Genomic DNA, 11,995 nt, shown 5'->3' on the forward strand with positions numbered 1-11,995 from the left:
GCCCGGTTACATTCCGAACCCGGAAGCTAAGCCTTACAGCGCCGATGGTACTGCAGGGGGGACCCTGTGGGAGAGTAGGACACCGCCGAACAATTGTTGGGAAAGGCCCACGCCGGATGGCGTGGGCCTTTCTGCATTCACGACACTTATTACTTTAGGGCATGCATTCCCCGAAGGGCGGTCGGACCGGAGCCGCTCAGAGCCGGCCCGCCGCCTTCAGGGCGAGATACGCATCCGCCAGTGCCGGCGCCAAATCCTCCGGTGTCGCGTCCACGACCGTCACCCCATGCCGACGTAGCTGCTCGGCGGTGCGTCGGCGTTCCTCCTGTGCCTGAGCCGCCGCAGCGGCCTCGTACACTGCCTCCGCGTTGCCCCGCGCCTCGGCCATACGCGCGATGTGCGGATCGGCCACCGAGGCGACCAGAAGGGTGTGCCGCTGAGTGAGCTGCGGAAGTACCGGGAGCAGGCCCTGCTCCACGGGCGCGGCGTCGAGGGTGGTGAGCAGGACGATCAGGGAGCGGCGAGGTGCCGTACGCAGAGCCGCCGCGCTGAGGCCGCGGGCGTCCGTCTCGACGAGTTCCGGTTCCAGCGTGGCCATCGCGTTCACCACTCCTGGCAGTACGTCTCCTGCGGAGCGGCCCTGGACCAGGGCGCGTACCCGGCGGTCGTATGCCAGGAGCGCCACGCGGTCGCCGGCTCGGGACGCCAGGGACGCGAGGAGGAGCGCGGCGTCCATGGATGCGTCCAGGCGTGGGGCGTCGCCCACACGACCGGCCGAGGTGCGGCCGGTGTCGAGGACGAGCAGGATGTGCCGGTCCCGTTCCGGGCGCCAGGTGCGGACGGCCACGCTGGAGTTACGGGCGGTGGCGCGCCAGTCGATGGAGCGGGTGTCGTCACCGGGGACGTACTCCCGGAGGCTGTCGAACTCCGTTCCCTCGCCGCGTGTCAGCACGCTGGTGCGGCCGTCGAGTTCACGCAATCGGGCGAGTTTCGACGGAAGGTGCTTTCGGCTGGTGAACGGGGGCAGGACCCGTACCGACCAGGGCAGTGTGTGGGAGCCCTGGCGGGAGAACAGGCCGAGGGGGCCGTAGGAGCGGATCGTCACGCGGTCCGCCTGGCGGTCGCCGCGGCGGGTGGGCCGCAGCCTCGTCGTCACACGCCGGCGTTCGCCCGGGGGGACGGTCAGCCGATGACGGGAGGCCTCGATCTCGGTGCCGGGCTGCCAGCTGCTGGGGGGCCATGCGTCCCTGAGCCGAGCCCGCAGAAGACGTCGGGAGGGGTTGGTGATGGTGAGGGTGACGTCGGCGGTGTCGCCGAGACGGGTGGAGGTGTCGCCGGACCGGGACAGGACGAGCCGTCGTACGGGGGCGGCGAGCGCGTAGTCGCAGGCGCAGGCGAGGGCCACGGAGCCGTTGACCGCGAGGATGCCCGTCCAGCCCGGTTCCAGGATGCCGACGGGGAGGGAGCCGAGGGCCGCGAGGAGGGCGGCGCGTCCGGTGAGTGCCATCAGCGGGGGACCGGGACGTTGGCGAGCACGGCGTTGATGACGGAGTCCGCCGTCACGCCTTCCATCTCCGCCTCGGGGCGCAGCTGGAGCCGGTGGCGCAGGGTGGGCAGGGCGAGGGCCTTGACGTCGTCGGGGATGACGTAGTCGCGGCCCGTGAGCCAGGCCCAGGCGCGTGCGGTGGCCAGCAGAGCGGTGGCGCCGCGTGGGGAGACGCCGAGGGTGAGGGAGGGCGACTCGCGGGTGGCGCGGCAGATGTCGACGACGTAGGCGGTGATCTCCGGGGAGACGGTCGTCTTGGCGACGGCGGCGCGGGCGGCCTCGAGATCGGCGGCGTTCGCGACGGGGCGTACACCGGCGGCGCGCAGGTCGCGCGGGTTGAAGCCCGAGGCGTGGCGGGTGAGGACGTCGATCTCGTCCTGCCGGGAGGGCAGAGGGATCGTCAGTTTGAGCAGGAACCGGTCGAGTTGGGCCTCGGGGAGGGGATAGGTGCCCTCGTACTCGACCGGGTTCTGGGTGGCTGCGACCAGGAACGGTTCGGGGAGCGGGCGTGGGGTGCCGTCGACCGTGACCTGGCGTTCCTCCATGGCTTCGAGCAGGGAGGACTGGGTCTTGGGCGGGGTGCGGTTGATTTCGTCCGCGAGGAGGAGGTTGGTGAAGACCGGGCCTTCCTGGAAGGAGAACTCGGCGGTGCGGGTGTCGTAGACGAGGGAGCCGGTGACGTCGCTCGGCATCAGGTCGGGGGTGAACTGGACGCGCTTGGTGTCGAGTTCGAGGGCGGATGCGAGGGCGCGGACCAGCAGCGTCTTGGCGACGCCGGGGACTCCTTCGAGGAGGACGTGTCCGCGGCACAGGAGGGCGACGACGAGACCGGTCACGGCGGGGTCCTGGCCGACCACGGCTTTGGCGATCTCGGCGCGCAGGGCTTCCAGGGAGGCCCGGGCGGTGCCCGCGTCCCCGGTGTTCCCGGCGTTGTCAGTGGTCGGGTCCATCATGGACGGCGTACCTCTCTTTCGAGGGCGTCGAGTTGGTCGGTGAGTGCGATGAGGGCCGCGTCGTCGCCGGGCGGCGGTCCGAAGAGGAGGGAGTGCAGATCCTGTTGGCCGTCGGCGAGGTGGGCGGACAGGGTGGGGAGCAGGGTCTCGGGCGAGTGCGCCTGGGTGACGGGGACGCCGACGAGGGGGGCGAGGCGGGTGCGGGTGGCGGAGCGAAGAGCGGCGGCGGCGCGGTCGCGGGCGTCGGCCTTGCGGTAGAGGCGGGCGCGGCCTTCGGTGGTCTCGGAGGCGCGGATCGCGACGGGGAGTTTCTCGGGCACGAGGCGACCGAAGCGGCGTGCCCGCCAGAAGGCGGCGAGGGCGGCTGCGAGGAAGAGCTGCAGGGTGCCCCAGAGCCAGCCCGAGGGGAGTAGGTCGAAGAAGGTCTTGCGGTCGCCGTCGTCGGTGGCCGAGGCGTCGGACAGCGAGGGGAGGTACCAGACCAGATGGGGGCGGGAGCCGAGGAGTTGAAGGGCGAGCGAGGCGTTGCCCTGCTTGTCGAGGCGGTCGTTCAAGAGGATGTCGGTGGCGCCGAGCACGACGGTGTCGCCGCCCCCGGACGTCTGGGGGATGCGCAGCAGGGTGGCAAGGCGGGCGCTGGGGTAGCAGGCGTCGGCGTCGAGGTGGGTGGTGGTGTAGCGGATGCCGCCGGTGTCGGCGCTGCCCGCGCGTCGGGCCTCGGGCAGGGCGCAGCCGGGGTCCAGTGTGGTGCTCGTGCTGGCGGCGGGGTCCGCGGTGACTCCGGGGGCGAGTCGCTCGACGGACGGGCTGCCGGGTGCGACGAGCACCGTGCGTCCGCCGGAGTGGGCCGTGGCCTGGTGCAGCCGGTCCTGTTGGCGATCGGTCAGCAGGTCGGGTACGGCGACGAGAAGAGTGGTGTCCGGCTTGGCGGCGGCGCGTGCGGCGTCCAGGGTGGTGACCACGCGCGTGGAGACTCCGCGGTCGGCGAGGAGTTGGGCGACGGCGCGGCTGCCGTAGGGGTCGGCGGAGCGCGGGTCGAGTTCGCCGTGCCGGTCGGTGGAGCGGACGAGCGCCATGACGACGGCCGCCGCCAGGATCAGCGTGGCGGCGAGCGCGATGCCTCGCTCGCGCGTCCACACCTGGCGGACGGTGGGCGCGGTGGAGGTCGTCGGCAGCGTGGCCTCGGCGGTCACTGGGCGGCCCCCTGGCGGGTGCTGTGGGCCGTGCCGGCGGTGCTGTGGGCGGGCCTGGTGCGTTCCAGGTCGCGGTCGAGCTCGGTGATGCGGTGGTACGACTGTTCGGTGGCCCTGCGTCCGCCGTATGTCACGGCGTCGAACTCGCGGGCCGCGGCGCGCAGCCGGTCGGTGTGTGCGGGCAGGGTCCCGCCGGCTTCGGCGGCCGCTTCGTCGGCGGTGCGGCCCGGGCGGACGTCGAGCAGGGTGCGTTCCTCCAGGGAGCGGACGATGGCCCGCATGCGTTCCTGGACGGCCTGGTTCCAGTGGCCCTGGGCCGCGTGTGCCTCGGCGGTCGCGCGGTGTTCGGCGGCGCTGCGGGGACGGTCGTCGAACAGGGCGGCGGCGGTGGAGGAGGGCTGGCGGCGCGGTGTGCCCAGGCGCCACCACAGGGCGGCCAGGACGGCGGCGACGAACAGGATGACGACGATCAGGCCGACCGTGCCGCCGGGAGTCGCCGAGGCGGCCGAGCCGAACAGCCGGTCGAGCCAGTTCCAGAACGCGTCCAGCGCACGCTGGAACAGCCCCGGATCGTTCTCGTGGTACATCCGCTTGGACAGCTCGCGGCGAGCCGCCTCCCGCGCGGGATCACGCGGGAGGGTCACCGGCGGCCCCGGAGACGGCCCGCCCGCCGCGCTGAGGACGGCGTCCGCCGCGCGCAGCAGGCCTCGTACGGCCCTGCCGTCGGCGCCGGCCGGGCCCGCCGCCGTGAACACTCCCCCCGTGGGACTCACCGCATCAGCTCCCCGGGACGGCACCGGGACCGGCGGTGCCCCGGACGCCGGCGGCGCGGGCCAGTTCGAGGTCGAGGGCCTCGCGCCGGATGCGCTGGTCGATGTAGAGGAGCACGGTGACGCCCGCGCTGATCGGGAGGGTGAGCGTGGTGCCGATCAGGGTGCCGATTCCCTGGATGATCAGGGTGGCCCAGCTGGTGTGGCCGCCGCCGGTGCCGAGCAGGTTGTTCATGCCGTCGCCGCTGACGGCGGCCCCGAAGGCGGTGAACGGGATGGTGATGACCGCCGACACCATGCCGGTGAGGAGCAGGGTGAGCAGCACGATGCCGAAGGTGCGCCACCAGGAGCCGCGGACGAGCTTCGCGGAGCGCCTCATGGACCTCGCCACGCCCTGCCGTTCCAGCATCAGGGCGGGCGCGGCCAGGTAGAAGCGGATGCCCAGCCAGACCACGACGACGGCAGCGGCGAGGATGCCCAGGACGAGCAGGGCGGCGCCGCCGGCGTTGTTGCCGGCGAGCAGCACCAGGAAGCCGGGCAGCGCGCCGCCGACGGCGATACCGGCGAAGATCAGGGCCAGCAGGATGAGCAGGCCGAAGAGTCTCGGAATCTGCGGCCGGGACTCCCGCCAGGCCTCGCCGGCGCCGACCGATTTGCCGAGGACGGCTCGGCTGGTGATGGTCGTGAGCAGGGCGGTGGCGATGATGACGGCGACCGCGCGGATCACCGAGACGATCCCGGTGCCGATCATCGTCTCGCGCAGGGCGCGGAAGGCCTCGTCGGGGCTGGCGCCGGGGTCCTTGAGCGTCGACTGGACGGCGGTGTCGTTCAGGACGAGGCCCTGCAGCAGGACGGTGCTGGTGTCGAGGAGGAGAGCGACCGCCAGCGAAATGCCGAGCACCGTGCGCCAGTGGGTGCGCATGGTGGAGACGGCGCCGTCGAGGATCTCACCGACGGCGAGCGGGCGCAGCGGGATGACACCGGGCTTGGCCGCGGGCGGGGGGCCGCCCCAGCCGCCGCCCCAGGCCCCGCCGGGGGCGCCGTAACCGCCGTAGCCGGGGGGCGGGCCGCCGTAGCCGCCCTGCGGGCCCGCGTAGCCGCCGCCGTGGCCTGCCTGGCCGTGCGGCTGTCCCGTCCAGCCCGGGCCGGGCGGCGGGGGAGGCGGGGCCTGCTGAGGGCTGGGGGCACCGGTGGGCGCGGACCACTGGCCGGGCGGCGGCTGCTCCTTGGACCACTTCACACCCGGGCCCTGCGCGTGCGGGTCCGGCTGCGGTGCGGGGGCGGTGTCGCCGGGACGGTCGGCAGGCTCGGCGGGACCGGACGTGCCGGGTTCCCGCCCCTCGTTCGACGGGGCGGTTCCGGGCGAGGCCCAGCCCGGAGTGTCTGTCATCGAAGCTCCTTCTCGGTGCCCGTCCGCGGTCGCGGCGGCAGGTTGGCAGCCATCGTGCCATGGGGTGGTCATCGGCGGACCGGCCGCGGTGGGGGCTGGATGCCTTCAATTGTTCGCCGGATCCGGGGCAGACTCATCGCATGGCTGATCAGCAGGCGCGAACCGACGGTGACAAGCGGCCGACCGAGATACCCGCGATCCGATGGGAGGAACCGCCCGAAGGCCCCGTGCTGGTCCTTCTCGATCAGACACGGCTGCCGGCCGAGGAGGTCGAGCTGGTGTGCACGGACGCGTCGGCGCTGGTGGAGGCGATCCGCTCGCTCGCCGTGCGCGGGGCGCCGTTGCTGGGCATCGCGGGGGCGTACGGCGTCGCGCTCGCCGCCGCGCGCGGCTTCGACGTGGCCGAGGCGGCCCGCCTGCTCGAGGGGGCGCGGCCCACGGCGGTGAACCTGTCCGTCGGGGTGCGCCGGGCCCGGGCCGCGCACGAGGCGGCGCTGGCGCGGACCGGCGATCCCACCGAGGCGGCGACGGCGGCGCTGGCCGCGGCGCGGGCGCTGCACCAGGAGGACGCCGAGGCCAGCCGACGGATGGCGGCGCACGGGCTGGCGCTGCTGGACGAGTTGCTGCCGGGCGGCGGGCACCGGATCCTCACCCACTGCAACAGCGGTTCGCTGGTGTCGGGCGGGGAGGGCACGGCCTTCGCGGTGGCCCTCGCGGCGCACCGTCAGGGGCAGCTGCGGCGTCTGTGGGTGGACGAGACGCGCCCGTTGCTGCAGGGCGCGCGCCTGACGGCGTACGAAGCGGCCCGCAGCGGTATGGCGTACACCCTGCTCACAGACAACGCGGCGGGTTCGCTGCTCGCGGCGGGGGAGGTGGACGCGGTGCTGATCGGGGCGGACCGGATCGCGGCCGACGGCTCGGTGGCGAACAAGGTGGGGAGCTATCCGCTCGCGGTGCTGGCGCGGTATCACCATGTGCCGTTCATCGTGGTGGCGCCGGTGACCACGGTCGATCCGGACACCCCCGACGGGGCGTCCATCGAGGTCGAGCAGCGGCCCGGCTTCGAGGTCACGGAGATCACGGCGCCGCAGGTGGCGGTGACGGGAGCGGGAGGCGGAATCGCGGTGGCACCCCTGGGGACGCAGGCGTACAACCCGGCGTTCGACGTGACACCGCCCGAGCTGGTGACGGCCATCGTCACCGAGGAGGGCGTGGTGTCACCGGTGACGGGCGAGGCTCTGGCGGAGCTGTGCGCGAGGTCCCGGCAGGTGACGACCGGCTGACCGGTCGCCGGGGAGCGCCGACACGCCCGGACCGCGGGGCGCCGGCATCCGGCACCGCCATCGGTGCGGGCGGACGGGGGCAGACAGTGACGGCCCGGTACGACTAAGGTCACCGGCCAGTGACCTCCCTCACCAGGGCACCTGTCACTGTTATGAGAATGGGATGATGTCGTTTATGAAGGGACGAGTCCTTGTCGTCGACGACGACACCGCACTGGCCGAGATGCTCGGCATTGTGCTGCGTGGTGAAGGTTTTGAGCCGTCTTTCGTAGCCGACGGCGACAAGGCGCTGGCCGCGTTCCGCGAGACCAAGCCCGATCTGGTGCTGCTGGACCTGATGCTGCCCGGACGGGACGGCATCGAGGTGTGCCGGCTGATCCGGGCCGAGTCCGGGGTGCCGATCGTGATGCTGACGGCCAAGAGCGACACCGTCGACGTGGTCGTGGGCCTGGAGTCCGGCGCCGACGACTACATCGTCAAGCCGTTCAAGCCGAAGGAGCTGGTCGCCCGGATCCGCGCGCGGCTGCGCAGGTCCGAGGAGCCGGCGCCGGAGCAGCTGACCATCGGTGACCTGGTCATCGACGTGGCCGGGCACTCGGTGAAGCGGGACGGGCAGTCGATCGCGCTGACCCCGCTGGAGTTCGACCTGCTGGTCGCGCTCGCCCGCAAGCCGTGGCAGGTGTTCACCCGCGAGGTGCTGCTCGAGCAGGTGTGGGGCTACCGGCACGCCGCGGACACGCGGCTCGTCAACGTGCACGTCCAGCGGCTGCGCTCGAAGGTCGAGAAGGACCCGGAGCGGCCGGAGATCGTGGTGACCGTCCGTGGTGTCGGTTACAAGGCAGGACCGAGCTGACATGTCCCGGGACAGTGCCGCTTCGGCTCCCGGCCGGTCCGGGACTCGGCCGGGGCGGACTGTCGGCCGGGCGGCGAGTACGCGTTTGAGGACCCTCTTCGACGGCGGGCTGCTCGAGGGCGGGGTCCAGGGCAGCCCGGTCATCCGGCTGTTCCTGCGGTGGGTGCGCCGCCCGCTGCTGCCCGTGATGCGGCTGTGGCGGCGCAACATCCAGCTGCGGGTGGTCGCCACCACCCTGGTGATGTCCCTGGGCGTCGTGCTGCTGCTGGGCTTCGTCGTGATCGGGCAGGTGCGCAACGGCCTGCTGGACGCGAAGGTGAAGGCCTCGCAGAGCCAGGCCACGGGCGGCTTCGCGGTGGCCAAGCAGAAGGCGGACGAGGCGGCCGGCGGGGCCGGGACCGGGGCGGCTGCGGGGAGCGGCACCGCGGACGGCACGGCGACCGCGGACGGCCGGCAGTCGCAGAACGTCATCCAGTGGATGAGCGACCTGGTGGAGTCGCTGTCCAGCGGTGGCGCCGGCGCGTTCGACGTCGTCACGCTGCCGGTCGGCGACGACAGCGGCGGCGGACGCAGCCCGCGCGGCTCCGGGAACGTCAACCCGACCTCCAGCATCCCCGACGACCTGCGCGAGCGGGTCAACAGCGGGACGACCGCCGCCCAGAGCTACACCAGGATCGTCTACTCCAACGGCAAGGCCTCGCAGCCGGCGCTGGTCATCGGCAAGCAGGTCAGCGACCCCAACGGGCGGCCGTACGAGCTGTACTACCTCTTCCCGCTCACCCAGGAGGAGAAGTCCCTCAGCCTGGTCAAGGGCACGCTCGCCACGGCCGGGCTGTTCGTGGTCGTGCTGCTCGGCGCGATCGCCTGGCTGGTGGTGCGCCAGGTCGTCACGCCGGTGCGGATGGCGGCCGGGATCGCGGAGCGGCTGTCCGCCGGGCGGCTGCAGGAGCGGATGAAGGTCACCGGCGAGGACGACATCGCCCGTCTGGGTGAGGCTTTCAACAAGATGGCGCAGAACCTCCAGGTGAAGATCCAGCAGCTGGAGGACCTGTCGCGGATGCAGCGCCGGTTCGTGTCGGACGTGTCGCACGAGCTGCGCACCCCGCTGACGACCGTCCGGATGGCCGCCGACGTCATCCATGAGGCGCGCGAGGACTTCGACCCGGTGACCGCGCGGTCGGCCGAGCTGCTCGCCGACCAGCTGGACCGGTTCGAGTCGCTGCTCGCGGACCTGCTGGAGATCAGCCGGTTCGACGCGGGCGCGGCGGCGCTGGAGGCCGAGCCGATAGACCTCAGGGACGTCGTGCGGCGCGTGGTCAGCGGTGCCGAGCCGCTCGCCGAGCGCAAGGGCACGCGCGTACGCGTGGTCGGCGACCAGCAGCCCGTCGTCGCCGAGGCCGACGCCCGGCGTGTGGAGCGCGTGCTGCGCAACCTCGTGGTCAACGCCGTCGAGCACGGCGAGGGCAAGGACGTCGTCGTCAAGCTCGCCGCGGCGGGCGGCGCGGTCGCGGTCGCGGTGCGCGACTACGGCGTCGGGCTCAAGCCAGGCGAGGCGAGCCGTGTCTTCAGCCGCTTCTGGCGGGCGGATCCGGCACGCGCGCGTACCACCGGCGGTACGGGGCTCGGGCTGTCGATCGCCCTGGAGGACGCGCGGCTGCACGGCGGCTGGCTGCAGGCATGGGGCGAGCCGGGCGGCGGTTCGCAGTTCCGGCTGACGCTGCCCAGGACCGCTGACGAGCCGCTGCGGGGCTCGCCGATACCGCTGGAGCCCAAGGACTCGCGCCGCAACCGCGGCCTCGACGAGGCCGGGCTGTCCGGCGGGGGTGAGGAGAAGCGGGCGACCGTTCCGGTGCAGAAGGGCGGCGCCCAGACGTCCGCACTGCCGTCCCGGGACCCGATCGCGCCGCGGCCGGCCGCCCCGGCAGCCGACCCGGCCGCGCTGCCCGGCCACGGCAACGGCGCGCGCGTGGTGCCCCGGCCCGCCGGCGGCCAACGGCGCACCGAGGACAGGCCCGCCACCACTCCGGCCGCCGACCCGGGCCCGGCCCGCAGCGATGCGGCCGATGCGGAGGACTCGACCGAGCCAGGGGAGGCATTTCGTGGGCGCTGACCGCGAGGGGGGCGCCCGGCTCAGTCCGGGGCGCGCGGTGACATGGGCCGCCTTGGGGACCGTACTGCTGGCCGGGTGCGCCTCGATGCCCGACAGCGGGGATCTGCGGAACGTGGAGTCCACGCCGCGGCAGGACACCGGGGTGCGGGTGTTCGCCATGCCGCCGGCCGAGGGCGCCGGTCCGGCCGAGATCATGCAGGGCTTCCTGGAGGCGCTGACCAGCGACGATCCGGCGTACGACACGGCCCGCAAGTACCTGACGACCGCGGCGGCGCACGCATGGCGGCCCGAGCGGTCCACCACAGTCCTCGCCAACGGGCCGAGCATCGAGCCGGACTGCAGGCCGGGCCCGGGCCCCGAGCACACCAGCAGCGTCACCTGCGTCCTCGCGGGCAGCAGGGTCGCGACCGTGGACGGGCAGCAGGCGTACAAGCCCGCCGCCGGCTCCTACCGCAAGAAAGTGCACCTCACCCGGGACCCCAAGAACGGCCAGTGGCGCATCGACGAACTGCCCGACGGCGTCGTCATGGGCAAGTCGGACTTCCAGCGCAACTACACGTCGGTCGACAAGTACTACTTCGCCTCCGACACGACCGTCGGGTCGACGAAGGAGCCGGTGGCCGTCGCCGACCCGGTGTTCGTGCGCAGCAAGGTGGACCCGATGACGCAGCTGGTCCGCTCGCTGGTGAGCGGCCCCACCAACTGGCTCGGACCGGTCGTCAGGTCCAGCTTCCCGACGGGTACGGCCCTGCAGAAGGACGTGTCGGGGCTGGCGCCGGACGACCAGAACAAGCTGACCGTGCCGCTGAACCTGAAGGTGTCGCAGGTCGCGGCGACCAAGTGCACGGAAATGGCGACGCAGGTGCTGTTCACGCTGCGGAACCTGGCGCCGACGCTGGAGTCGGTCGAACTGCGGGGCGTCGGCGGCCACCGGCTGTGCGAGCTGAGCGAGGAGCGCGCCGAGGCCACCGCCTGGCACGGGTCGGCCAAGAGCCCGGAGAACCTGTACTACCTCGACGCCAAGCACCGGCTCGTGCGGATGCCGGCGGGACCTGCGACCACGACCACCAGCGCGGTACCGGTGCCGGGGCCGCTGGGCGAGGGCGGCAAGGCCCTGGAGTCGGTGGCGGTGTCGCGGGACGAACACAGCGCGGCCGCCGTCGGCGACCAGGGCAAATCGCTGTACGTGGCCTCGCTGGCCTCGGGCGGTTCGCTCGGGAACGCGCTGGTCACCAGCGAGGGCCCGAGCCCGGACGACCGGCTGACCACGCCGAGCTGGGACGCCCGCGGCGATCTGTGGGTGGCCGACCGCGACCCACGCCGTTCCCGGCTGTACGTCCTCGAACAGGGCGACGCCAAACCGGTCCAGGTCGCCGTCCCGGACCTGTCCGGGCGGATCAGGGACGTGCGGGTCGCCGCCGACGGAGTGCGGATCGCGCTGGTGGTGGAGAAGGACGGCAAGCAGTCGCTGCTCATCGGCCGGATCCAGCGCGACGACGGCTCCGGGCAGGGCACGGCGGTGGTCGAACTTGGGCCCGCCGCACCCGACTTGGAGCAGGTCAGCACCCTGTCGTGGGCCGGGGACAGCAGGCTGCTCGTCGTCGGCCGGGAGCAGGGCGGCGTGCTGCAGATGCGGTACGTCCAGGTCGACGGCTCCACGCTCGACGGGCCGGCGCCGGGCGCGCTCACCGGCGTCAAGTCGGTCGCCGCGTCCGAGGACGAACGGGTGCCGCTGGTGGCCTGCTCGGAGGACGGGATCGTACGGCTGCCGTCCGGATCGCAGTGGCAGAAGATCGACAAGGACGGCACGGCGCCGGTCTATCCGGGCTGAGTCCCCCGTCGCGCACCGCCCCTTCCCCGTGTGGGTGAGGGGCGGTACGCGTTTCCGCGCGTTGTC

General features: G+C 73.1%; 9 protein-coding genes and 1 rRNA gene. 5 read left to right on the forward strand and 5 right to left on the reverse strand.

Going from position 1 to position 11,995, the window contains the following annotated elements; genetic code table 11:
- Window positions 1-91: ribosomal RNA gene (gene rrf / locus AB0950_RS23670) — 5S ribosomal RNA — on the forward strand; the annotation flags it as partial.
- A 105-nt stretch (window positions 92-196) separates the two neighbouring features.
- On the opposite strand, the gene AB0950_RS23675 is transcribed toward rrf, so the two are convergent.
- From AB0950_RS23675 to AB0950_RS23695, 5 genes are read right to left on the reverse strand one after another with little or no spacing between them, the layout of a single operon-like run.
- On the reverse strand, window positions 197-1,507 hold the full coding sequence (locus AB0950_RS23675) for a DUF58 domain-containing protein (protein WP_360572560.1): 1,311 nt from the start codon (window positions 1,505-1,507) through the stop codon (window positions 197-199).
- Window positions 1,507-2,496, reverse strand: coding sequence for a MoxR family ATPase (locus tag AB0950_RS23680; RefSeq protein ID WP_360160521.1), 990 nt, complete (start codon window positions 2,494-2,496; stop codon window positions 1,507-1,509). The genes AB0950_RS23675 and AB0950_RS23680 overlap by 1 nt, the downstream gene beginning before the upstream one ends.
- On the reverse strand, window positions 2,496-3,692 hold the full coding sequence (locus tag AB0950_RS23685; RefSeq protein WP_366779355.1) for a DUF4350 domain-containing protein: 1,197 nt from the start codon (window positions 3,690-3,692) through the stop codon (window positions 2,496-2,498). The genes AB0950_RS23680 and AB0950_RS23685 overlap by 1 nt, the downstream gene beginning before the upstream one ends.
- Entirely contained in the window at window positions 3,689-4,465 is a 777-nt protein-coding gene (locus tag AB0950_RS23690) for a DUF4129 domain-containing protein (RefSeq protein ID WP_366779356.1), read from the reverse strand. The genes AB0950_RS23685 and AB0950_RS23690 overlap by 4 nt, the downstream gene beginning before the upstream one ends.
- Before the next feature lie 4 nt (window positions 4,466-4,469).
- A complete protein-coding gene (locus tag AB0950_RS23695) occupies window positions 4,470-5,852 on the reverse strand; it encodes a glycerophosphoryl diester phosphodiesterase membrane domain-containing protein (RefSeq protein WP_366779357.1) in 1,383 nt (460 codons plus the stop codon).
- 140 nt (window positions 5,853-5,992) lie between these two features.
- On the opposite strand from AB0950_RS23695, the gene mtnA reads away from it, so the two are divergent.
- The 4 genes from mtnA (at window position 5,993) to AB0950_RS23715 (ending at window position 11,929) form a co-directional block, all read left to right on the forward strand.
- The gene (gene mtnA / locus AB0950_RS23700; RefSeq protein ID WP_360160514.1) at window positions 5,993-7,135 is read left to right on the forward strand and encodes an S-methyl-5-thioribose-1-phosphate isomerase; all 1,143 of its coding nucleotides are present in this window, start codon (window positions 5,993-5,995) and stop codon (window positions 7,133-7,135) included.
- A gap of 163 nt (window positions 7,136-7,298) precedes the next feature.
- The gene (gene mtrA / locus AB0950_RS23705) at window positions 7,299-7,988 is read left to right on the forward strand and encodes a two-component system response regulator MtrA (RefSeq protein ID WP_191870552.1); all 690 of its coding nucleotides are present in this window, start codon (window positions 7,299-7,301) and stop codon (window positions 7,986-7,988) included.
- A gap of 1 nt (window position 7,989) precedes the next feature.
- On the forward strand, window positions 7,990-10,098 hold the full coding sequence (gene mtrB, locus AB0950_RS23710) for an MtrAB system histidine kinase MtrB (protein ID WP_360160513.1): 2,109 nt from the start codon (window positions 7,990-7,992) through the stop codon (window positions 10,096-10,098).
- Window positions 10,088-11,929, forward strand: a complete 1,842-nt coding sequence (locus AB0950_RS23715) for an LpqB family beta-propeller domain-containing protein (RefSeq protein WP_360160512.1) — start codon at window positions 10,088-10,090, stop codon at window positions 11,927-11,929. The genes mtrB and AB0950_RS23715 overlap by 11 nt, the downstream gene beginning before the upstream one ends.
- The last annotated feature ends 66 nt before the right edge of the window (window positions 11,930-11,995 follow it).

The organism is Streptomyces sp. NPDC007189, from assembly GCF_040703635.1.
Classification (GTDB): Bacteria; Actinomycetota; Actinomycetes; order Streptomycetales; family Streptomycetaceae; genus Streptomyces.